At 73.2% G+C, this 20,924-nt stretch carries 20 protein-coding genes; 8 read left to right on the top strand and 12 right to left on the bottom strand.

The window, feature by feature from the left end:
- The first annotated feature begins 215 nt into the window (after nt 1-215).
- Nucleotides 216-590 (top strand): RNA polymerase-binding protein RbpA, encoded by a 375-nt coding sequence (locus AB5J87_RS29670; RefSeq protein ID WP_067155573.1) that lies wholly within the window; start codon nt 216-218, stop codon nt 588-590.
- A gap of 173 nt (nt 591-763) precedes the next feature.
- Here AB5J87_RS29670 and fxsA read toward each other — a convergent pair whose 3' ends face one another.
- The 4 genes from fxsA to AB5J87_RS29650 all read right to left on the bottom strand — a co-directional run bounded on the left by fxsA (nt 764) and on the right by AB5J87_RS29650 (nt 4,739).
- On the bottom strand, nt 764-1,348 hold the full coding sequence (fxsA, locus tag AB5J87_RS29665) for an FxsA family membrane protein (protein ID WP_369380968.1): 585 nt from the start codon (nt 1,346-1,348) through the stop codon (nt 764-766).
- Between the two features lie 81 nt (nt 1,349-1,429).
- Nucleotides 1,430-2,197: a polyprenol monophosphomannose synthase gene (locus tag AB5J87_RS29660; protein WP_369380967.1), complete on the bottom strand. Its 768-nt coding sequence runs from the start codon at nt 2,195-2,197 to the stop codon at nt 1,430-1,432.
- Nucleotides 2,198-2,609: 412 nt separating this feature from the next.
- Nucleotides 2,610-4,289, bottom strand: coding sequence for an amidohydrolase (locus tag AB5J87_RS29655; RefSeq protein WP_369380964.1), 1,680 nt, complete (start codon nt 4,287-4,289; stop codon nt 2,610-2,612).
- Between the two features lie 9 nt (nt 4,290-4,298).
- Nucleotides 4,299-4,739, bottom strand: coding sequence for an Lrp/AsnC family transcriptional regulator (locus AB5J87_RS29650; protein WP_369380961.1), 441 nt, complete (start codon nt 4,737-4,739; stop codon nt 4,299-4,301).
- A gap of 203 nt (nt 4,740-4,942) precedes the next feature.
- Between AB5J87_RS29650 and AB5J87_RS29645 the strand changes: the two genes are divergently transcribed.
- Nucleotides 4,943-5,371: a hypothetical protein gene (locus AB5J87_RS29645; RefSeq protein ID WP_369380959.1), complete on the top strand. Its 429-nt coding sequence runs from the start codon at nt 4,943-4,945 to the stop codon at nt 5,369-5,371.
- 30 nt (nt 5,372-5,401) lie between these two features.
- On the opposite strand, the gene AB5J87_RS29640 is transcribed toward AB5J87_RS29645, so the two are convergent.
- From AB5J87_RS29640 to AB5J87_RS29630, 3 genes are all read right to left on the bottom strand, one after another.
- Nucleotides 5,402-6,520: a phosphotransferase family protein gene (locus AB5J87_RS29640; protein WP_369380958.1), complete on the bottom strand. Its 1,119-nt coding sequence runs from the start codon at nt 6,518-6,520 to the stop codon at nt 5,402-5,404.
- A gap of 30 nt (nt 6,521-6,550) precedes the next feature.
- On the bottom strand, nt 6,551-7,672 hold the full coding sequence (locus AB5J87_RS29635; protein ID WP_369380956.1) for a hypothetical protein: 1,122 nt from the start codon (nt 7,670-7,672) through the stop codon (nt 6,551-6,553).
- A 109-nt stretch (nt 7,673-7,781) separates the two neighbouring features.
- Nucleotides 7,782-8,954 (bottom strand): acyl-CoA dehydrogenase family protein, encoded by a 1,173-nt coding sequence (locus AB5J87_RS29630; protein WP_369383709.1) that lies wholly within the window; start codon nt 8,952-8,954, stop codon nt 7,782-7,784.
- A gap of 337 nt (nt 8,955-9,291) precedes the next feature.
- Between AB5J87_RS29630 and AB5J87_RS29625 the strand changes: the two genes are divergently transcribed.
- Nucleotides 9,292-10,545 carry a glycoside hydrolase family 18 protein gene (locus AB5J87_RS29625; protein WP_369380954.1) on the top strand — a complete coding sequence of 418 codons (1,254 nt, stop codon included), beginning with the start codon at nt 9,292-9,294 and terminating at the stop codon, nt 10,543-10,545.
- A gap of 58 nt (nt 10,546-10,603) precedes the next feature.
- On the opposite strand, the gene AB5J87_RS29620 is transcribed toward AB5J87_RS29625, so the two are convergent.
- Nucleotides 10,604-11,233 carry a TetR/AcrR family transcriptional regulator gene (locus AB5J87_RS29620; protein ID WP_369380951.1) on the bottom strand — a complete coding sequence of 210 codons (630 nt, stop codon included), beginning with the start codon at nt 11,231-11,233 and terminating at the stop codon, nt 10,604-10,606.
- Nucleotides 11,234-11,403: 170 nt separating this feature from the next.
- Here AB5J87_RS29620 and AB5J87_RS29615 point away from each other — a divergent pair, with 170 nt between their 5' ends.
- Genes AB5J87_RS29615 through AB5J87_RS29605 form a run of 3 tightly spaced genes read left to right on the top strand, consistent with a single transcriptional unit; the run spans nt 11,404 to nt 13,741 of the window.
- Entirely contained in the window at nt 11,404-11,952 is a 549-nt protein-coding gene (locus tag AB5J87_RS29615; protein WP_369383707.1) for a DUF6230 family protein, read from the top strand.
- Nucleotides 11,943-12,857 carry a DUF6114 domain-containing protein gene (locus tag AB5J87_RS29610; protein ID WP_369380949.1) on the top strand — a complete coding sequence of 305 codons (915 nt, stop codon included), beginning with the start codon at nt 11,943-11,945 and terminating at the stop codon, nt 12,855-12,857. Before AB5J87_RS29615 ends, AB5J87_RS29610 begins: the two co-directional genes overlap by 10 nt.
- Complete coding sequence (locus AB5J87_RS29605; protein ID WP_369380948.1) at nt 12,854-13,741, top strand: hypothetical protein; 888 nt, start codon at nt 12,854-12,856, stop codon at nt 13,739-13,741. The genes AB5J87_RS29610 and AB5J87_RS29605 overlap by 4 nt, the downstream gene beginning before the upstream one ends.
- On the opposite strand, the gene AB5J87_RS29600 is transcribed toward AB5J87_RS29605, so the two are convergent.
- Nucleotides 13,719-13,883, bottom strand: coding sequence for an SCO1431 family membrane protein (locus AB5J87_RS29600; RefSeq protein ID WP_369380946.1), 165 nt, complete (start codon nt 13,881-13,883; stop codon nt 13,719-13,721). The two genes, AB5J87_RS29605 and AB5J87_RS29600, sit on opposite strands and share 23 nt — an antisense overlap.
- A gap of 128 nt (nt 13,884-14,011) precedes the next feature.
- Nucleotides 14,012-15,382 (bottom strand): peptidase C39 family protein, encoded by a 1,371-nt coding sequence (locus AB5J87_RS29595; RefSeq protein WP_369380943.1) that lies wholly within the window; start codon nt 15,380-15,382, stop codon nt 14,012-14,014.
- 177 nt (nt 15,383-15,559) lie between these two features.
- Here AB5J87_RS29595 and AB5J87_RS29590 point away from each other — a divergent pair, with 177 nt between their 5' ends.
- Both AB5J87_RS29590 and AB5J87_RS29585 read left to right on the top strand, forming a co-directional pair.
- Nucleotides 15,560-16,192, top strand: a complete 633-nt coding sequence (locus tag AB5J87_RS29590) for a uridine kinase (RefSeq protein WP_369380942.1) — start codon at nt 15,560-15,562, stop codon at nt 16,190-16,192.
- Nucleotides 16,193-16,540: 348 nt separating this feature from the next.
- Nucleotides 16,541-18,433: an AAA family ATPase gene (locus tag AB5J87_RS29585; RefSeq protein WP_369383706.1), complete on the top strand. Its 1,893-nt coding sequence runs from the start codon at nt 16,541-16,543 to the stop codon at nt 18,431-18,433.
- Between the two features lie 43 nt (nt 18,434-18,476).
- Here AB5J87_RS29585 and AB5J87_RS29580 read toward each other — a convergent pair whose 3' ends face one another.
- Both AB5J87_RS29580 and AB5J87_RS29575 read right to left on the bottom strand, forming a co-directional pair.
- Nucleotides 18,477-19,544 carry a hemolysin family protein gene (locus AB5J87_RS29580; protein WP_369380940.1) on the bottom strand — a complete coding sequence of 356 codons (1,068 nt, stop codon included), beginning with the start codon at nt 19,542-19,544 and terminating at the stop codon, nt 18,477-18,479.
- On the bottom strand, nt 19,541-20,893 hold the full coding sequence (locus AB5J87_RS29575) for a hemolysin family protein (protein ID WP_369380939.1): 1,353 nt from the start codon (nt 20,891-20,893) through the stop codon (nt 19,541-19,543). Before AB5J87_RS29575 ends, AB5J87_RS29580 begins: the two co-directional genes overlap by 4 nt.
- Nucleotides 20,894-20,924: the final 31 nt, after the last annotated feature.

Below are 20,924 nucleotides of genomic sequence, written 5' to 3'. Positions count from 1 at the left end.
GCCAGGCGGACCGTTACTGCGTGCTCAAGTAGTGAAGACGCTGGGTGACATCTGCTGCCAGATGTGACAAACCGGGCACTGGTGGGTACAACAAGGGGCGGCACGACGGCGACACATGACCCACAACGGGAATCTTTACCGCCGACCGGACGTTGACCGGATGACGACGACAGCGACACCTGTCCTGTGGGCGACAAGCCCGGGAGGCACGATTCATGAGTGAGCGAGCTCTTCGCGGCACGCGCCTCGTGGTGACCAGCTACGAGACCGACCGCGGCATCGATCTGGCCCCGCGCCAGGCGGTGGAGTACGCATGCGAGAACGGACATCGATTCGAGATGCCGTTCTCGGTGGAGGCGGACATCCCGCCGGAGTGGGAGTGCAAGGCGTGTGGCGCCATGGCACTCCTGGTGGACGGCGAGGGTCCCGAGGAGAAGAAGGGCAAGCCCGCGCGTACGCACTGGGACATGCTCATGGAGCGGCGCACCCGTGAGGAGCTGGAGGAGGTTCTGGCCGAGAGGCTGGAGGTCCTGCGTTCCGGCGCCATGAACATTGCCGTGCATCCGCGCGACAGCCGCAAGTCCGCCTAGGCGCGAGAGCGCTCGGACGGTTCAGAGAGTTGAGGGCCGGTCACACCGTTTCGGTGTGACCGGCCCTCTTCTTTTCGTCCGGGATCGCGACCGGACGGCTCTGCCCGGGATCGCGGCCGGTCGGGGGCGGGCCCGCACCGGCTTTCCGGCCGGGGACGGGGCCCGCCGCCCGCTCAGTGCGTCAGCGGCGGCCGGGGCCCGCGCTCCTCGCCGTACGGGGAGGAGCCCGCGGCGTCCTCGCGGATCACCTCGCCCTGGACGACCTTGCCGTCCGGCTGGTGGATGCGCGCCTGCTGGAAGGCGTCGCCGAAGCTGCCGGGGGCGGCCGTGCGCATCCGCTTCTCCAGCGAGCGCTCGGTGAACCGCGTGAGCGCCTTGCGCACCGGCGGGACCAGGCAGAGCAGCCCCAGGACGTCCGAGAGCAGGCCCGGGACTATCAGGAGCAGTCCGCCCAGCATGGTGAGGGCGTTGCCCTCGCCGCCGCCCGGGCGGGGGCCCGCGCCCGGGGCCGCCCCGGACTGCTGCTGGAGCGTCTCGGCGAGGCCGCGGAAGGCCCGGCGCCCGGCCCGCTTGATCACATAGGAGCCGAGCACCACGCCGCCGACCAGCAGGGCCAGCACGGTGAACCCGCCGGCGGCGCTCGCCACCGTCATCAGGATCCAGATCTCCAGGATGAGCCAGGCGGCGATCCCCAGCGGAACCAGGGTGCGCGCACGGGAGCGCTTGGGCGGGGCGGAAGGCTGTGTGCCGGTCGTCATGCCCCCAGTGTGCCTGGGAGCGCGGCAGGACGGCGTAAGGGATGTGTCAGCGGGCCGGGGGCGGCCCGCCGCGCCGGCCGGTCAGGAGGGCTTGCGGCCCATGATCTTGTTGGCCCGCGAGCCCACGCCCCAGGCGGTGACCCGCCAGAGCGCCTCGACGATGATGTCGTTGCTCATCTTGGAGTCGCCGCGTTCGCGCTCGACGAACGTGATCGGCACCTCCACCACGTGGTACCCGGCGGCCACCGCGCGGCGGGCCAGGTCGACCTGGAAGCAGTAGCCCTGCGAGGCCACCTCGTCCAGGCCGAGGCCCTCCAGCGTCTCGCGGCGGAAGGCCCGGAAGCCGCCGGTGACGTCGCGGATGTCGACGCCGAGCAGCAGCCGCGAGTAGGTGGAGCCGCCGCGGGAGATGAACTCGCGGTGCTTGGGCCAGTTCACCACGCGCCCGCCGGGCACCCAGCGCGAGCCGAGGACGAGGTCGGCGCCCTTGAGCGCGGTGAGCAGCCGGGGCAGCTCCTCGGGCTGGTGGGAGCCGTCGGCGTCCATCTCGACCAGCACGCCGTAGTCGTGTTCCACGCCCCAGCGGAAGCCCGCGAGGTAGGCGGCGCCGAGCCCCTCCTTGCCCTTGCGGTGCAGGACGTGGATCTGCTCGTCGTCGGCGGCGAGCTCGTCGGCGATCTTCCCGGTGCCGTCGGGGCTGTTGTCGTCGGCGATCAGGAGGTGGGCCTCCGGGACCGCCGCCCTGACGCGGGAGACGATCGGCTTGATGTTCTCCGCCTCGTTGTAGGTCGGGATGATCACCAAGGCTCTGCCGAGCGGGCCGTACCGCCTCTGACCGCCGTCGTTCACTGCTGCCCCTTATTGTCCGTACGCAGAGCACCACCATAGCGAGCGGTCGGGGTGGTGCCGCACCGCGAGGTCCCGGGGTGTCGGAATGGGGGCCCGGCGTCCTTCGGGCCGGCCCGGGACCCGCTGGCTGCGGGTCTGCCTGGAGCCGTTGTCTACTGAACGTCCGGGCCCCGTCCGGGTCGCAACCTCTCCGCCGCTCCGCCGGAGCAGCGGGGACCCCCGGGCCGCAGAAACCTTCTGTCGCCCGGGCGTCCTGTGGTGGACCCGGCCGAACCTACCGGCCGGTGGCCGCTCCCTGTCAACACCCGTTCGACCTGCGAAGACAACGGAAAGCAGCAGGTCAGTGAGGAAGCCCCGCAGGTGGCGGCGGCGCCCCGGGAGCAGCCTGTCGGCGGTACGGAACGCCCTTACGTCACTCGTTCGGCCGGACGAAGACCGTCCGCCCGGACACCACCGTGCGCAGACAGACCGGCAGCTCCGCGCCGGGTGTCAGGTCGGGCAGGCCGGGGGTGCCCGAGCGCGGGTCGGTCGACCAGCGGGCCACCCGGTCGTCCGGTGCCTGCACCACCAGTTCGTCGGTCCGCCACACCGCGTAGTCCGCGGGGGCGCCCGGCACCAGGGTGCCCGCGTCGTCGCGGCCGATCGCGCGCCAGCCGCCGCGGGTGTGGGCGGTGAAGGCGGCCCGGACCGAGACGCGGTGCTCGGGGGTGCGGTGGAAGGCCGCCGCGCGGACCGTGCCCCACGGGTCGAGCGGGGTGACCGGCGAGTCGGAGCCGAAGGCGAGGGGCACCCCGGCCCGCAGCAGCGCCGCGTACGGGTTGAGGGTGCGGGCCCGCTCCACGCCCAGGCGCTGGGCGTACATGCCGTCCTCGCCGCCCCACAGCGCGTCGAACGCGGGCTGCACGGAGGCGGTCAGGCCCAGCTCGGCGAAGGCGGCGACGGTCTCGGGGGTGAGCATCTCGGCGTGCTCGACGCGGTGGCGGGCGGCCCGGACGCGGGCGAGGCCCACCTTGGCCGCGGCGGCCCGCACGCCCTCGACGACGGCGGTGACGGCCGCGTCCCCGATGGCGTGGAACCCGGCCTGGAGCCCGGCCTCGGTGCAGACGGCCACATGAGCGGCGACGTCGGCCGCGTCCAGGTGGGCGGTGCCGGTGTGGGCGGCGTCGGCGTACGGCTCGTGGAGGCAGGCCGTGTGCGAGCCGAGGGCGCCGTCGACGAAGAGGTCACCGGCCGCGCCGATCGCGCCGAGTTCGCGGATGCGATCGGCGTCCTTGGCGCCGGCGATCTGCTCCGCCCAGTAGCCGAAGACGCGCGGGCCCGCCTCCTGGCCGGCCAGCTCCAGGAGCGAGGTGAAGTCGTCCTCGTCGGAGATCTCGGGGCCGCCGCACTCGTGCAGGGTGCCGATGCCGAGCGAGGCCGCCCGGTGCAGCGCGGCCCGCTGGGCCTCCTCGCGCTGGCCCGGGGTGATCGCGCCGTGCGCGGCGGCGCGGACCGCGTGGTGGGCGGCGCCGGTCAGCGGCGCGTCCGGGTGGTAGCCGTCGAGGCCGGTCACGCCGGGGACGCGGTCGAGGAGCGCGGTGGTGGCGACGGCCGAGTGGACGTCGATGCGGGTCAGATAGAGCGGTCGGCCGCCGGTGGCCTCGTCCAGCTCGGCGCGGCTCGGCGGGGTCCGCTCGGGCCAGCGCGCCGAGTCCCAGCCGTGGCCGAGCAGCACGTCGTCCCCGGGACGGGCCGCGGCGTGCGCCCGGACCGCCGCGAGCGCCTCGGCGCGGGTGCGGGCCGAGGAGAGGTCGAGGCCGGTGAGCGCCAGGCCGGTGGCGGTGGTGTGCACATGCGCATCGGTGAACGCCGGGGTGACGAGCGCCCCTTCGAGGTCGACGACCTCGTCGACCCCGGAGGCGAAGGCGTCGGCCGCGCCTTCGCTGCCCACCCAGGCGACATGGCCGCGTTCGACGACCATCGCCGTGGCGAAGGGGTCGGCGGGGCTGTGGACGTCGCCGCCGCGCAACAGCACGGTGCGGTGTTCGGGCTCTCCGGCGGTCAGCGGGGCGACGGTTCGGGCCGGCAGGGCGGCGGCGCTCTCGGAACTCATGGGAACAGCCTAGATACGCGGTGGCCGTGCCTCGTACGGGGTCGACAGTACGACGGTGGTCCGGGTGGAGACACCGGCCAGCGAGCGGATGCGGGTGAGCAGGTGCTCCAGCTCCAGGGGCGTGGCGACGCGCACCTTGAGGATGTAGTTCTCGTCGCCCGCGACGCTGTGGCACGCCTCGATCTCGGGGACGTCCGCGAGCCGCTCCGCGATGTCGTCGGGGGCGCTGGGGTCGAACGGTTTGACCGAGATGAACGCGGTCAGCGGCAGTCCCACCGCCTCGGGGTCCACGACGGCGACATAGCCGCGCACGACTCCGCGCTGCTCCAGACGGCGCACGCGCTGGTGCACCGCCGAAGTGGACAGGCCCGTGGCCTTGCCCAGGTCGGTGTAGCTCATCCGCCCGTCCTTGACGAGCAGATCGACGATCTGACGGTCCAGCTCCTCCATACGGATCAACCTATTCCCCCAGGTCCCTTCCGGCACAGTCGGCGGCGACCGGAAGGGGCACCTGCGGCGGGCATGTGACGAACGCCACAAGGCTGTGACGCCGCTCGCCGGGGCGTCGCGGTTACGGCGGGGTCTTGGCGGGAATTGCTTGCTGTGGTCGCGGCGACGGCGCCTTGCCGGCCCACCCGAGGGGGAGAATCCCAATGCAGAACATCAAGCGTGGCGGACGTGTGTCGATCGAACGCACTGATCCGGAGCCCGTCGATCCCGCCGTCGAGGAGGACCTCGACGACGATCTCGCGGCGGACGCCTACGACACCTTCGAGATGTACCGGGTGATCTGCCCGGACTGCGCGCGGCCGATCGCGCTCCTCGCGGAGGAGACCGTCCTGCCGGAGCACGCGCTGTGCCCGAGCCCCTGGAACCCGTTCGTGCTCACGGTCTGCGCCGGAACCGGCCGTCCGGCCGCGCAGAGCCGGCCCGCCGACTCCGGGCGCGACGTCCAGGAGCAGGGCACCGCCCTGCTCCTGACGCTCCCCCAGGGCCTGGACTGGCGCACCCAGCCCTTCTCCCACGTCGGCGGCCCGGGCTCGCGCCCGATGCGCGTCCCGCAGATGCGGCGCGCCGCCTAGGCCCGCCCGCACCCTTGTGGCCGCGTACGTTCAGGACTTCCAGTACGTGCCCCGGACCATCGCCTCCAGGCTGGCCCGGTGCAGGATGAGCGCGTCCGGGTCCTCGGGGGCCCGGGCCTCGCCGAAGTGCACCTGGCGGTAGGCGATCCTGAGCATCACCACGGCGTGCCGCAGCGCGGCGTAGAGGGTGTGGAACTCCATGTCGCGGGGCGCGTGGCCGGTCAACTCGGCGTAGCGCTCCTCGATGTGGTCCCGTCTCAGGAAGCCGGGGAGCCCGGGTTGGCCGAAACTCACCGTCAGGTCCTGGAAGAAGCGGTGGAGGTAGACGGTCCAGCCGAGGTCGAGTTCGCGCGGTCCGTAGGCCGCCATCTCCCAGTCGAGCACGGCGGCGGGTTCGAAGCCGTCGTAGACGATGTTGCCGATGCGGGCGTCGCCCCAGCAGAGCACGGGCGGGCCCTCGTCGGCGGGCCGGTGCGCGTCGAGCCAGGCGAACGCGGACTCGATCAGCGGGGAGCGCGGCAGCCCGTCCACCACCCACTCGTAGTACGCCCGCTGGGCCGCCACATGGCGCCACAGCGGTGAACCGGTGCCGTCGCCCAGCAGGAAGTCGGCGGCCCCGGCCGGGACCTGGTCGTGCAGCCGGGCCAGCACCGAGACCGTCGCGTCCTGCAGCCGGGCCCGCTCGGCGTCGCTCGCGGAGTGCAGCCAGTTCCCCTCGTACGTGTAGGGCATGACGTCGGGCGGTACGCGGCCCTCGACGCGCTCCATCACGAAGAACGGGGCGCCCAGCGCCACCGGGTCCTCCTCCAGCCACAGCACCCGGGGCACCGGTACGTCGGTGTGCTCGGCGACCAGCCGCATCACCCGGTACTGGCGGGCCATGTCGTAGACCGGGAAGACGCTGTACGCGGCCGGGTCGGCGGCCAGGCGCAGGGCGCAGGCGGCCGGGAGGTCCGCCGGGCCGGGCGGCGGCGGGTCCGGCAGGCCGAGGCGGAAGAGGAGGGTCTCGCTGGACATGCCGTTGGTGGACGGGACCTCGATGCCGGTGGCACGGGCGCCGGGCAGCCGGGCGCCGAGCCAGCCGTCGAGCCGGCGGCCGAGCTCCTCGGGGTCGCGCGTGGTGGTGCGGGGGCGGGGGGCGGTGGCCATGGGCGGTTCCCTTCTCGGGGCGCGGCGGGGTCAGGGGGCGACGGAGGTGTGGCCGGCGAAGCCGCTGGGGTCGTGGCGGCCGAAGCTGCCGTGCTCGAAGATCCCGTAGCCGGTCCGGCCGTCGAGGGTGAAGCGGGCGGCGTGGTCGGTGACGCCGTAGGCGGCCAGGGGGTGCGCGGCGGGGTCCGAGAGGTCGTAGACGCGGCGGTCGCTCCAGGCCCGGCCCTGCCAGGTGCCGTGCTGCCAGTCGTCGGCGGGCGGATAGCCCGCTCCCACGGCGAGCGGGGAGGAGGCGAGGACCTGGACGCCGAGCTCCAGCGGTTTGCGGGCGGCGTCGGTGAGGTGGATCACCGCGTGTTCGGGGTGGCGGGTGCCGGGCCGGTAGGCGATGTCGGCCCGGGGCCAGCCGAGTTGGGCGTCGGGGTGGCCGTCGCGGACCAGTACGGCCTCGTTGAGGGTGCGGTAGCCGTCGGCGTCCTCCTGGGCGATGACCATCAGGAACCGGTCGTCGAAGCGGACCGGCACCCACAGCCAGTGGAAGCCCTCGGGCCGCTGCTCCTGGGCGCGCCCGTCGCTCTCGCCGGGGATGGGGCGCACGCCCCAGCTGCGGTCCCGGGTGCCGGTCCACTCGTCGGCCGTGACGGAGATCTCCTCGCCCGCGGCCCGGACGGTGCCGGTGCAGCGGCCCGCCTGGACGAACCGGCGGCCCTCCAGGGTGAGCCGGTCGCCGCGGCGCTGGACGTGGTGCGGCTCCCAGACGGCGGGGAAGTCGGCCTGCCAGGAGATCTCGTACGCGAGGGAGGCGGGGTCGGCGGGGTCGGGGTCGCAGCGCAGGGTGAGGCGGCGCAGCGGCTCGTCGACGGTGATGCGCAGCGGGCCGACCGAGAGGTTCATGCGGTCGTCGGTGAGCTCGTCGCTGGCGCGGACCGCGTACAGCCGGTCGCCCAGGCGCAGGGTCGCGTAGGCGTCGATGACCCCGGTGTTGGGGTAGACGCCGAGTCCGGCGATGAGCAGGGCGCGGCCGTGGTGGTCGAAGACGTGGAAGATGCAGCGGTCGTAGGCGTTGCGGTCGCCGGTGGCGACGTGTTTGAGGGAGAGCGGGACCTGGTGGATCGGGTATTCGTCGAGTGCGATCGGACGGTCCTGGGACACGGCAACCTCCTGGACGACAGGGAAGTTGACGGTACGTCAGAAACCTTGAAAAACAAGCCCCCCGGGCCGGGAGGGCGCGGGCGGACCCGCGCCCCCGGCCACCGCGGCCTCAGCGGGTCTCGGGGCCCGCGAGGTGGCGGGCGATCACCATCCGCTGGATCTGGTTGGTGCCCTCGACGATCTGGAGCACCTTCGCCTCGCGCATCAGGCGCTCGACGGGGAAGTCGGCCGTGTAGCCGTAGCCGCCGAGGACCTGGACCGCGTCGGTGGTGACGGCCATCGCCGCGTCCGTGCAGAAGAGCTTGGCCATCGCCGCCTCCTTGGAGAACGGCCGTCCCGCGTCCCGCAGCCGCGCGGCCGACAGGTAGAGCGCCCGGCCCGCCTCGATCCGGGTGGCCATGTCGGCGAGCATGAAGCGCAGGCCCTGGAAGTCGGCGATCGGGCGGCCGAACTGCTCGCGCCCGGTCGCGTACGCCGTCGCCTCGTCCAGGGCGGCCTGGGCAACGCCGATGGCGCAGGCGGCGATGCCGAGACGGCCCGAGTCGAGCGCGGACAGGGCGATCGCGAAGCCCTGGCCCTCCTCGCCGAGGCGGCGGGCGTCGGGGACCCGGACGCCGTCGAAGTGCAGCTGGGCGGTGGGCGAGCCCTTCATGCCCATCTTCTTCTCGGGGGCCGCCGCGTTCAGTCCCTCGGCGTCGCCGGGGACCAGGAACGCGGTGATGCCTCTGGCGCCCTCGGCGCCCGTGCGGGCCAGGACCGTGTAGAAGTCCGCGATGCCGCCGTGGGTGATCCACGCCTTGGTGCCGGTGATCACCCAGTCGTCGCCGTCCCGGACCGCCTTGGTGCGCAGGGACGCCGCGTCCGAGCCCGCGGCGGGCTCGGAGAGGCAGTAGGCGCCGAGGAGGCCGCCGCCGAGCATGGCGGGCAGGTGGTCGGCCTGCTGCTGCTTGGTGCCGTAGCCCGCGAGCGCGTGGCAGGCCAGCGAGTGGACGCTGACGCCGAGGCCGACGGTGAGGCGGGCGGCGGCGAGCTCTTCGAGGACCTGGAGGTACACCTCGTACGGCTGGTCGCCGCCGCCGAAGGCGGAGTCGTACGGGAGGCCGAGCAGCCCGGACTCGGAGAGCAGGGTGAAGACCTCGCGCGGGAAGCGTCCGGCGTCCTCCTGCTCGGCGGCATGGGGGGCGATCTCCCGCTGGACGATGTCGCGTACCAGTGCGACGAGGTCCCGGGCCTCCTCGGTGGGCAGCTGTCGGTCCACCGGCTGCGGGGCGCGGTCGGGCATGGCGGCGCTCTCCTCCCTGTCGGGCGCTTCGGCGGACACGCGCGCAGGGTGTGGCGGCGCCGCCGGTGACTCTGCTGGACAGCCGATGCCTACCCTCCCGGATCACGGAAGCTGCAGGCTGGTGGCTGTGGCGCTGTGAGTATGCCCGATCGGGCGCCCCGCGTCACGGGGTCCAAGATCACGAATCGGCCATCGCGTTGGCGCCGGAACCACCCGCTCCGATGTTGGTCCAAACCATTGACCGACTGGTCTAGTCCTTCTAGCGTTCCCCTGACCGCTTCATCGCGTTCATGCCAAGCACCCGTGAACGGCTCCCCTCCCCCACGAGGAGATCACGATGCTCGAACCGCACCGCCCCCGCACCTCCTTCGTCCGGGCCCTGACGGCCGCCGCGTGCGCGGGGGCCCTCGGCGTCACCCTGCTCGCCGCGACCGGCAGCGCCACCGCCTCCCCCGAACCGGCCGGCGCCCCTGCGCGGCCCGCCGCCGCCGGCTCCAAGGTCGTCGGCTACTTCACCGACTGGGGCGTCTACCAGCGCAATTACCACGTGAAGAACATCGAGACCTCGGGCTCGGCGGCCAGACTGACCCACATCAACTACGCGTTCGGCAACGTCACCGGCGGCAAGTGCGCCATCGGCGACGCCTACGCGGACTACCAGAAGACGTACGACGCGGCCTCCAGCGTCGACGGCACCGCCGACAAGTGGGACCAGCCGGTGGCGGGCAGCTTCAACCAGCTGCGCGAGCTGAAGAAGAAGCACCCCGGGCTCAAGGTGCTCTGGTCGTTCGGCGGCTGGACCTGGTCCGGCGGGTTCGCCGAGGCCGCCAAGAACCCCGCCGCGTTCGCGAACTCCTGCTACTCGCTGGTCGAGGACCCGCGCTGGGCCGACGTCTTCGACGGGATCGACATCGACTGGGAGTACCCCAACGCCTGCGGGCTCTCCTGCGACACCAGCGGGCGGGCCGCCTTCAAGAACCTGATGGCCGCGCTGCGCGCCAAGTTCGGCTCGGCCGACCTCGTCACCGCCGCGATCACCGCCGACGCCTCGGCGGGCGGCAAGATCGAGCAGGCCGACTACGCGGGCGCGGCCCAGTACGTCGACTGGTACAACCCGATGACGTACGACTTCTTCGGCGCCTGGGCGGCGCAGGGCCCCACGGCCCCGCACTCCCCGCTCACCTCCTACAGCGGCATCCCCACCCAGGGCTTCCACACCGACGCGGCCGTCCAGAAGCTCAAGGGGCTCGGCATCCCGGCGAGCAAGCTGCTGCTCGGCATCGGCTTCTACGGGCGCGGCTGGACCGGCGTGACCCAGAAGGCGCCCGGCGGCACGGCGACGGGCCCGGCGGCCGGGACCTACGAGCAGGGCATCGACGACTACAAGGTGCTCAAGACCAAGTGCCCGGCCAACGGCACGGTCGCGGGCACCGCGTACGCGTACTGCGGCAACAACTGGTGGAGCTACGACACCCCGGCCACCATCGCCGGGAAGATGGCCTACAAGAACAGCCAGGGCCTCGGCGGCACCTTCTTCTGGGAGCTGAGCGGCGACACCGCGGGCGGTGAGCTGATCAAGTCCATCAAGTAGCCCCGGAGCGGGGGCGATCGGGGGCGGCCGGCCGTGTGGCCCGGCCGCCCCCTCCCCGTCAGCGGCCCGGTTCGGGCGAGGGGCAGGACGGTTCGAGCTCGCCGATCGTGTCCAGCGTCTGGCGCAGCATCCGCACCAGCAGCTCGCGCACGGTGGCGCGGCCGGGCTCCGCGGCGCCGAGCCATTCGAGCGTGACGCTCTCCACGCAGCCCATCCAGCCGAGCAGGGCGAGCCGGGCGAGGACGGGCACCTCCCGGGTGCCGTAGGCGCCCTCGGCGATGGTGGCCATGAGCTCCTCGCGCACGCCGTCGCGTATCGCCTGCACCTGGGTGTCGAAGCCGACGCCGCCGGTGACGATGGTGCGGTACGCCGCCTGGTGGTGCTGGGCGTACAGCAGGTACCCCTCCATCGTGCGGTGCACCCGGTCCGCGTGCGGCAGTTCGGTGTCGCCGCCGGCGCGGGCGACCAGGTCGGCCACCGAGTCCTCGACGATCGCCAGGTAGTAGCCGCGCTTGCTCTTGAAGTAGTAGTAGATGAGGCCCTTGGCCACCCCCGCGTGCTTGGCGATGTCGTCCATCGACAGGGCGTCGTACGACGTGTCGGCGAACAACTTCCGGCCCGTTGCGATGAGTTCGGAGCGCCGGACCTGGGATCTCTCGGTCGCGCCGCGCTGTTGACTATTATTCAAATTCGGCCCTAGTCTCCAACTGCCACAGGATCTCCGCAGTATGGCAGACCGGCACGCGCACTCCCCCTGCACCGCTTGGACGACGGGACGTAAGGGAGGAACAAGTGAGCACGCAACGGCGGCCACTGGCCGAGGGAAGAACAGCCTGGAAGAAGACGGCACTGGTCGCGATGCCCGCGGTCCTCGCCGTCGGGATCATGGCCAACGTGATGGCCGAGGGCGCTCTGGCCGCCTCCTTCGCGGTCTCGGGCACCAGCTTCCAGGTGTCCTCGGGGAAGCTGACCAGTCAGGGCCTGGCCTCCTACGTACAGACCGACAGATCCGTCGACGGCAAGGGCCACCCCGTGGCGCTGCTCGGCATCGGCGACGCCCGGCTCAGCGACATCTGCCAGTCCGCCGAGGTCAAGACGCCCCTCGGCACGGTGGTGTTCAAACTGACGGCGGGCGGCGACGCGGGCGAGGTGACCGCCACCGATCTGGTCATCGACGGCGAGGACCTGGTCGGCGACGCCCGCTTCGGCACCGCCGAGATCGGCCGGGACGCCTCCACCCTGGACCGGGTGCCCGGAGTGCGGGGCGAGGCCGGGAAGTTCGGCCTCCAGGCCGGGGACATCGAGGTCGCCGGGGTGCGCTCGCACGCCTGGTCGGCGACCGGCGGCAACTTCCGACTGAAGGGCATGCGGGTCGACGTGAGCATCGGCGGCAAGCGGTGCTTCTGACCACGGGATGGCTGGACGCGCGCCTGCCGCTGCCCGACGCCCGCCGGACGGTCCGCCACTGGCGCCGCACCCGGCCGTTCTGGGCCGGACTGCTGCTGGTGCTGGGCGGCACGGAACTGCTGGTCGTGCCGCTGTCGCCGCTGACGATCCTGGTCAGCCTGGGGCTCGGCGGGATCGCGGCCATCGGGATCGGGCTCGCGCTGGTCGTGGCGGGGCTCTTCCTCTGGTTCCTGCCGCACACCCGCCACTACGTCTGCGTCAACGCCCTGCTGCTGTCGGTCCTCTCCTTCGTGGCGACCAATCTGGGCGGCTTCCTGGTCGGCATGGGGCTGGGCATCGCGGGGAGCGCCATGGGGTTCGGCTGGACCCCGGCGCCCGAGCCGGGGCCGGAGCCCGCGCACCCGCCGGGCACCCGCTCGCTCGCCGCCGCCCTGCCCGTCGCCCTGCTGGTGACGCTCGGCGGGCCCGGCGCCGCCCACCGGCCCGCGCTCGGCGCGGCCGGGGTGCCGCGCGTCGCGCCCACGGTCACCACCACGCTCTTCGCGCCCGACGGCTTCCTGCTCGCCGGGGTGCGGACGGTGCCGAGCGCGGGCGGCCCGGTGAAGGTCATGGTGCTCAGGATGGCCTCGGCCTCGCTGACCGACTACCGGCTGCGCACCCACGACGGCGGCGGCGAACTCACCCTGGGCGCCGACTCGTTGGACCTCAGCGGCGATGTGACCCTCTATCTGACCCGGTTCAGCGGCTGTCTGGAGGGGCTGCTGTGCCTCACCTTCACCCCGGACCGGCTGCCGGTGCCGCCGGTGGTGCCTCCGTTCGTCTTCATGACGGACGTCAGCGCCGAGCAGGCCCTGGTCACCTCGGACTCGATCGTGGCGAACGGGCTGCGGCTGGAGGCGTCGTGATCCAGCTCCAGGCCGCCCTGTTCTGGGCGTACGCGACCGGGGCGGCCTTCGCCGTCGCGGCCGGGCGCCAGCTCCAGTGGTGGGAGCGCTCGGTGTCCGGGGAGGGGGTGCGCACCCGCAGCCGCGCCGCCAACCCCTATCTGGCGCTCACCGTGCTCTACGCGGCGGTACTGCTCGTTCCGTCGGGCATGTTCATGCTCTGGCGCGATCCGTCCTGGGCGACCATGCAGGTCGCGGACGGCCACGACGGCGTCTGGCCCGGCTTCGTCCTCTTCTACGCGGGCGGCGTGGTGACCGCCGCGCTGCTCGGCTTCCTCGCGGCCCGGGCACTGGTGCTGGTGGGCGCCGGGTACTGGGCCTACCTGCAGAGCGTCGGCGGGCACTTCCTGCTGTTCGGGACGCTGATCCACGGCTGGGACGGCAACGGGTGGCGCCGCACGCTGACCACCAGCGCGCGCGAGTACCGGCAGTGGCCGCGGGACAGCGTGGTCAACCACGTCCTGCACTTCCTGACCTCGGGCACCTTCCTCGCCCTGCTCGTCCTCGGCTCGGCGGTGCTCGGCACGCTCTTCCTCACCGAGATCGGCTGGCTGGTGGAGGGGTGGCGGCTGCCCGGCGCCGACGAGGACCGCAAGGTGGCGGTGCCGCTCGCGGTGGCGATCGCCGCGGCCGGGGTCTACGGGCTGCCGTTCGCCGGGGCGCTGGGGGCGAGCCTGCTGGTGCGGCTCGCGGGGTGGCCGCTGGGTCTGGCGGCGTTCGCCGTCGTGGCGGGCGCGGCACTGCTCGCCCGGCGCTCCCCGGTGCGCAGGCTCTACGGCCTGGTGGGCGTCCCGGCCCGGCACTGGCGGGCCGGGCTCGACGTCACAGCAGACCGGTCTGGGTGACCAGCATCGCCAGCACCACCACGAGGGTCCAGCCCAGGAAGTGTTCGAGGATCTTGGGGCCGGAGTCCTGGGGGCCGCCGGTGCGGGCGCGCAGTTCGGCCAGGGCGCGCGGGTCGTCGGCGGTGGTGGCGTACGGCGTCATGGGAGCTCACTCGGTCGTCTGGCGGTGGACGGTCCCCCCGGGTGCCCTCGCGGGTGCCCTCTCAGAGTGCCAGGGGATGGGGCCCCGGAGGGAGAGACGTTGGTCACTGCCGCCGGGACCGCGGGTCCTCACACCCGTACGCCGACCGAGGCCAGCGCCCGGCGCTGGTGCTCGCTGGGGTGCGCGGGCCAGTAGAGGTAGCAGACGCCGCCGGTGCCGGAGACGACCTTGCCGTTCGCGTTGTAGCGCTTGGTGCGGAGCCAGATGTTCTCCCATTCCCGGCGCAGGTAGACCCGGCGCACCTCCGGGTCGCTCGGTGAGGCCGGGTCGTTGGCGATCACGTCTCCGGCCCCGGTGAAGCCGATCACCGTCATCAGATGGCCGGAGGTGCCGTAGCCCGCGCCGGTGAGCTCGGTCTTGAGGAAGGACTGGGACGTTATGGCCGGGATGCCCGCCCGGATCAGGGTCTCCAGGTCACCCAGGGAGCGCAGCCGGGTCACCACCGCGCCCATGTCCCGGTAGGTGGTGGCGTACGCGGCGTTGAACGGCCAGTTGCCGCAGCCGTTGTACTGGTAGTCGAAGGTGTTCCGGGCCGCGTGGCAGACCTGTGGGTCGGCGTAGGAGGGGTCCACCCAGGCGAGGTCGGCCGCGCTCGGCCGCCGCCCCCAGTACTCGATGATCATCTGCGAGGAGGTGGGGCTGCACCACGCCTCGCCGCCGTTGTCGTACTGGGGGTACTGGCCCTTGTGGATCTCCTGCGAGTAGCGCGGCACCGCCAGCTCGCCCGCGTACCCCGGGGTGGAGGCGGGCACGGTGAAGCGGTCCGGGACGTCGGAGGCCATCGCGCCGAGCCGCCACACCGTGGGGGTGAGCCGGGTGCCGGGGGTGCGGTAGAGGGTGAGCCGCAGCCGGTAGGAGGCCAGGCGCAGCCCGCTCGCCGCGTCGTCGACGGCGAAGGTGTCGGTGTAGATGGTGCTGCGCCCGTCGCTCTGCCCGTCCAGCGAGGTGCGCCGGATGTCGGCGTCGCCGTCGCCCGAGGTCCAGCGGCCCATCACGTACGCGGGGGTGGCCGTGCCGTCGGAGTAGGTGCCGAGCAGCTCGACCTGGAGCCAGGTCCCGGCCGGGGTGTGCGCGTTCCAGTGGGTGATGACCTCGGTGGCCGGGACGGTCGAGCGGTGGACCGGGGAGGTCCAGCTCGCGTACTCCCAGGTGGCGGTCTTGCGGGTGTGCGGGTCGGTGTAGTCGGTGCGGCCCGCCGGGCGGGCCAGCACCAGGCCGGGGCGGCGGCCCGGCACGGCCCGCGCCCCGGCGGCGCTGCCGGAGCGCCAGTCGGCGTACGAGGTCCAGGCGCGGTTGTCCACCAGTGCGGGAACGCCTTTCGGTGGCCTGGCCCCGGCGGGGCGCGCGGGGCGCGGGGCCGCGGCGGCGGGCACGGCGGTGCCGGCGGCGACGGCGAGGGCCGCGGCCAGCACGGTTCTGCGGGGAGTGGGACTGTTCATGATCGGGACCCCCGGTCGGACGAGGATGGGGCGGCGGGCGCACGACAGTGGGCCAACTATCGCGGTTCCCGGGCGACTTCTGCCAGCTCCGCGCGCCGTGCCGCGCCAGGAATATTGGTCTGGACCACTGGCGTGACCTGCGGGGCGAGCGTTCTTCGGGGGATCTAGGGTGGAGGCATGGCAGAACTCGACCGGATCGCGGCGGCCGTGCGCGCACTGGAGCCCTCCTGCGGGCCGGTGCGGCTGGTCGCCGTCGACGGACACGCGGGCTCCGGGAAGTCGACCTTCACCGGGCGCCTCGCGGCGGCGCTCGGCGGGGCGCCGGTGGTGCACCTCGACGACCTGGCCACCCACGAGGAGTTCTTCGCCTGGACCGCGCGGCTGCGCGCCCAGGTGCTCGAACCGTTCGCGCGCGGGGAGGCGGGGCGCCTGACGGCGTACGACTGGCACCTGCGCCGGTTCGGCCCGGGCGCCCGGGCCGTCGGGCCCGCGCCGGTGGTGCTGATCGAGGGCGTGGGGGCGGGCCGGCGCGAGGTGCGGCCGTGGCTGGCGCTGCTGCTGTGGATGGATATGGACGCCGCGGGGTCCTGGGCCCGGGGGCGCCGAAGGGACGGAACGGCCCTTTCCGGCTTCTGGGACGAGTGGACGGCGGCGGAGACCCGCCATTTCACCGAGGATCCGTCCCGTCCGTACGCCGATGCGCTGGTGCGGCAGTGCCACGAGGGGTACGAGTGGCTCCCGAGGCGCGATTCCCCACCCCTCGCACACCATTTGGTCACGGAGGGTGACCATATCCCCCCGGTGGGCTGAACCGTCGGAAAACCGCCCCCCAGAGTGTCCCAACTCCGCTTGACCCGGGGGCCGTACAGGTCTTACGTTCTGAATGTGCGGCTTTCCGGAGCCGCCGCAGACGCGAAGCCCCCGGTTGTTCCCCCGTGATCGGGGGCTTCGTTCTGCCTTTTCAGGGCCTTTCACCCCACCTCCGCAGCACATTTCGCTCACCCTCGGTCACCGGCCGTGTTGCGCTGCCACTCCCCTCGCGCCGCCCTTCGGTCCGGGGCCCTCCCGCAGGTACGATGCAACTGGTGCGGTCAATTCCCGTCAATTCCCTTGTGTGAATTGGCGGTTCAGCACGGGGGCACGGTGGTGGGGGACGTGATGGACTTCGGCACGCAGGGCGCGCACGCCCCGGCCGATCTCGCCTGGCTGCGGGGCATCGACGCGTACACCATGGGCGCGTATCCGCAGGCCGAGGAGGAGTTCCGGGCCGCGGTGCGGATGGATCCGGGCATGGTGGACGGCTGGCTGGGACTGCATGCGCTGCGGGTGGACACCACCACCGCGCTGCTGCGCATGTACCGCCATCGAGAACGCTTCGGCGAACAGCGGGCCCGCCACCGCCGCACCCTCAACTCCTGGTACTGGCTGGGCTGGTGGGTCCAGCCGGTCCTGGAGAGCCCGCGCGACCTGCTGCTCGCGCACGCCTCGCACTGGCTCGACGGACGCCATGTGCCCGAGCTGGACCGGGCGCTGGCGGGGCTGCCGCCGGTCGACGCCGATCCGCAGGTCCGCTTCCTGCACGCCTGCCGCGCCTATCTGGTCAAGGACTGGGACCAACTGGTGCGCCACACCGAGCCGTTGCTCGGCGATCCGCTGCTCGGCATCGAGGCCGGGCTGTTCGGCGGGATGGCCCGGGTCCGCCTGGAGATGTTCGGCCAGGCCGAACCGCTGCTCTCGGCGGCCCTGATGCGCTGCCGCAGCGAGCAGCCGCAGCGCAAGGAACTGCGCTACTGGCTGGCCCGCGCCCACGAGGGCACCGGCCGCTCGGCCGCGGCCCTCCCCCTGTACCGGGCGGTGCACCGGGTCGACCCCGCCTTCATGGACACCTCGGCCCGGCTGGCCGCGATCACCGAGTCGGACGGGCTCGACGGCGCGTACGGCCCGGACGGGCCCGCCGATCTGGCGGCCGTCTCGCTGACCGGGTTCGGGCAGGACGGCACGGCGGACGGCGCCGAGGCCGAGGCACCGGTCGGCCTGGACCCGCCGGAGGGCCGCGAGGCGCGGATGCCGCTGGGCGGGCCGCCCGTGGTGGTGCCGCCCCCGCCCGACGGCGTACGGGAGAAGGCGGCGGTGCCCGCCCAGCCCGTGCCGCCGCCGGTGCCCACGGGCCCCACCGATGCGGCGCTGCTCGCCCAGGCGCTGGCCGAGCTGGAGCGGATGGTGGGCCTTGAGCCGGTCAAACGCCAGGTGAAGGCGCTCTCCGCCCAGCTCAACATGGCGCGGCTGCGGGTCGGCCAGGGGCTGCCCGTCCAGCCGCCGAAACGTCACTTTGTCTTCTCCGGCCCCAGCGGCACCGGCAAGACCACCGTCGCCCGCATCCTGGGCCGGGTCTTCTACGCCCTCGGGCTGCTCGGCGGCGACCATCTGGTGGAGGCCCAACGGGCCGATCTGGTGGGTGAGTTCCTCGGCCAGACCGCCGTGAAGGCCAATGAGCTCATCGACTCGGCGCTGGGCGGGGTGCTCTTCGTGGACGAGGCGTACAGCCTCTCCAACTCCGGCTACAGCAAGGGCGACGCGTACGGCGACGAGGCGCTCCAGGTCCTGCTGAAGCGGGCCGAGGACAACCGGGACCACCTGGTGGTCATCCTCGCCGGCTACCCGGAGGGCATGGACCGCCTCCTGGCCACCAACCCCGGCCTCTCCTCCCGTTTCACGACCCGGGTCGACTTCCCCTCGTACCGCCCGCTGGAGCTCACCGCGATCGGCGAGGTGCTGGCGGGGGACAACGGGGACGTCTGGGACGAGGAGGCGCTGGACGAGCTGCGCTCGATCAGCGGGCACGTGGTGGACCAGGGCTGGATCGACGAGCTCGGCAACGGCCGCTTCCTGCGGACGCTGTACGAGAAGAGCTGCGCGTACCGGGACCTGCGGCTGTCCACCTACCCCGGAACACCGGGGCGCGAGGACCTCTCGACGCTGCGGCTGCCGGACCTGATGCAGGCGTACGGCGAGGTGCTGTCGGGGCGCGGCGGGCCGGTGGACCCGCTGTAGGGCGCCCCGCGTTCCCGGCCGGCCGGGAACGCGGGGCGCGGCCTCAGCCCGCCAGGGCCTGCTCCGGGCGCGGCTGGGTCGGGAAGGGGCGGTGGGACGGGTCGCGGACCTCGCCCACCAGCATCTCCAGCACGTCCTCCAGCGCCACCAGACCCAGCACCCGGCCCGACGCGTCCGCCACCTGGGCGAGGTGCGCCGCAGCCCGCCGCATCACGGTGAGCGCGTCGTCCAGCGGCAGCTCGGCCCGCAGGGTGGCCAGCGGGCGCCACACCTGCTGCGGCACCGCCCGCTCCCGCTCCTCCAGGTCGAGTACGTCCTTGACGTGCAGGAAGCCCATGAAGGCGCCCCCTTCGGCGCACACCGGGAAGCGCGAGTAGCCGGTGCGGACGGTCAGCTCCTCCAGCTGCCGGGGCGTGACCGAGGGGCCGACCGTGACCAGCGAGGAGCGGTCGAGCAGGACGTCCGTCACCGGGCGGCTGCCCAGCTCCAGCGCGTCCTCCAGGCGCTCCATCTCGCGCGGGTCCAGCAGTCCGGCCTGCCCGGAGTCCTCCACGAGCCGGTTGAGCTGCTCGCTGGTGAAGACGGCCTCCACCTCGTCCTTGGGCTCCACCCGGAACACCCGCAGCACCAGGCGCGCGCACGCGCCCAGCGCCGCCGTCACCGGACGGCAGGCCCGGGCGAAGGCGACCAGGCCCGGGCTGAACCAGAGCGCGGTCTTCTCGGGCGCCGCCATCGCCAGGTTCTTCGGGACCATCTCGCCGATGACGAGGTGGAGGAAGACGACGAGGGCGAGCGCGATGGCGTAGCCGAGGGGGTGGACCAGACCCGCGGGGACGCGGGCCGCCTCGAAGACGGGCTCCAGGAGGTGGGCGACGGTCGGTTCGGCCACCGCGCCCAGCGTCAGCGAGCAGACGGTGATGCCGAACTGCGCGGCGGCCATCATCTGCGGCAGGTTCTCCAGGCCGTGCAGCACCTGCCGGGCCCGCGCCGACTGCGCGGCCAGCGGTTCGATCTGGCTGCGGCGCACGGAGACCAGGGCGAACTCGGCGCCCACGAAGAAGCCGTTCGCCAGCACCAGCAGCAGGGCGAAGAGGAGTTGCAGCACGCTCATCGCACGGCCTCCACCACACTCGGCGCGTCGGCGGTCCGGTCGGCGGTGCGCACGAAGCGCACCCGCTCGGCCCGGTACCGCTCGACCCGGCGGACCTGGATGCGCCAGCCGGGCAGTTCGGCCCGGTCGCCGGGGACCGGGATGCGGCCCAGGAGGTCGGCGACCAGCCCGGCCACCGTCTCGTACGGCCCGTCCGGCGCGTCGAGCCCGATCCGCCGCAGGGACAGCACCCGGCAGCTGCCGTCGGCCTCCCACGCGGGGCGGCCGTCGTCGCTCGCCACGGCGGCGAGCTCGGGCGCGCCGTCGCCCTCGGCGTCGTGCTCGTCGCGCACCTCGCCGACGAGTTCCTCCACGATGTCCTCCAGGGTGACGACCCCGGCGGTGCCGCCGTACTCGTCGACGACCACGGCTATCGGCTGCTCGCTGCGCAGCCGCTCCAGCAGCTGCTGCACGGGCAGGGTCTCGGGGACCAGCAGCGGCGCCACCGCGATCAGCGCGGCGGGGGTGCGCTGCCGGTCCTGCGGCGGCACCGCGAGCGCGTCCTTGAGGTGGACCATGCCGACGACCTCGTCGATCCGCTCCCGGTAGACGGGGAAGCGGGAGAGGCCGGTGGCGCGGGTCAGGTTGAGGACGTCGGCGGCGGTCGCGGAGGTCTGGAGCGCACTGACCTTGACGCGCGGGGTCATCACGTTCTCCGCGGTGAGCCGGCCGAGCGCGAGGGTGCGCACGAAGAGGTCGGCGGTGTCCTGCTCGATGGCGCCGGCCCGCGCCGAGTGCCGGGCCAGCGAGACCAGTTCGCCCGGGGTGCGGGCGGAGGCCAGCTCGTCGGCGGGCTCCACGCCGAAGACCCGGACCAGCCGGTTGGCGACGGTGTTGAGCAGGGAGATCACCGGGCGGAAGAGCCGCGAGAAGCGGTTCTGCGGTCCGGCGACGAAGCGGGCGACCTGGAGCGGCCGGGAGACCGCCCAGTTCTTCGGGACGAGTTCACCGATCACCATCTGCACGGCGGAGGCCAGCAGCATGCCGACGACGACGCTGACGCCGGGGGCCACGCCGTCGGGCAGGCCCGCCGAGGTGAGCGGCCCGTCGAGCAGTCCGGCGAGCGCGGGCTCGGCGAGCATGCCGACGACCAGCGAGGTGATGGTGATGCCGAGCTGGGTGCCGGAGAGCTGGAAGGAGAGCTCGCGCAGGGCTTCGACGACACCGGCGGCCCGGCGGTCGCCGTCGGCCGCGGCCCGTTCGGCGTCCGGCCGTTCCACGGTGACCAGGCCGAATTCGGCGGCCACGAAGAACCCGTTGGCGAGGATCAGAAGGAATGCCGCGGCGAGCAGCAGAAGGGGGATGGTCATGCCGCCGCCTCCTGCGAGGGGGCGGCGCAGG

Origin of the sequence: Streptomyces sp. cg36 (genome assembly GCF_041080675.1) — a bacterium.
GTDB lineage: Bacteria > Actinomycetota > Actinomycetes > Streptomycetales > Streptomycetaceae > Streptomyces.
The sequence above is the reverse complement of the archived record's forward strand: the minus strand, read 5'-3'. Positions and strand labels throughout refer to the sequence as shown.